The organism is Loktanella sp. DJP18, assembly GCF_049310965.1.
Lineage (GTDB): Bacteria > Pseudomonadota > Alphaproteobacteria > Rhodobacterales > Rhodobacteraceae > Loktanella.
Genome location: NZ_JBMERN010000363.1, coordinates 1 through 795, shown reverse-complemented (window position 1 = coordinate 795; position 795 = coordinate 1). Strand labels below are relative to the sequence as shown.

The window sequence follows — 795 nt, the reverse complement described above, 5'->3', positions numbered from 1 at the left end:
GAATCAGTGGCCGGATGACCCCGGAATACGCACCTGTCACGCAGATCGAATCATCATCGCTTTCCAAAGCCAATTTGATGCCGAGCCGTTCAGCATATGGGCCATTCGACGCTATCGACTGATGGACCAATTCGGTGACATTCAGTTCCTCCATATTGTAGTCCATACGGCCTGACTCGATCTTCTGCAGGTCAAGAATATCGTCGACAAGATGGATCAACAGAGAACAGTTCCGCTGGGCAATGGCGACGATCGATTTCACCTTCGGGGTGATCTCTCCGAAGTGACCGGATCCGATCAAGTCGATCGATCCGCGGATCGAAGTCAGTGGCGTCCTGAGCTCGTGACTCATCGTCGACAGAAACTTCGACTTGATCCGCAAGGCATCCGCTGCTCGCGCATGCTGCACGCGCAGTTCGGCCATCTGATTCATGTTCGCCCGATAGAGGGTCAGGTGCACGCGCGAACAATCGATCACAAAATACAAGACGAAGACCGACGTGAAAAGCTGAGCCCATAGCTCTGAGTCTATCGCGGCACCTGTGACGTAGATGTCATATGCAGGAATCAGCAGGAATGCAGATCCGTAAATCGCCAGCCGCAAGACGAGAATCGGTAAAACCTGGTGGTTGTTCATCGCGGCAAAAATGGCAGCGGCGAACAGGAAGAAAAGCGACATGAAGTGCGCGCCGGGACCTTGTATCAAGGCGATCGACACCGAATAGAACACGATGACGGACGCCCCGGACACGGTACAGATGACGAGTTTGATCATCAGCATGCGCAAGCCGCCAG

The 795-nt window shown here is 53.8% G+C and carries 1 protein-coding gene; it reads right to left on the bottom strand.

From position 1 onward, the window contains the following. On the bottom strand, nt 1-781 hold a 781-nt coding region (locus ACOI1H_RS25920), incomplete at its 3' end, for a sensor histidine kinase (RefSeq protein WP_422441227.1). Nucleotides 782-795 lie beyond the last annotated feature (14 nt).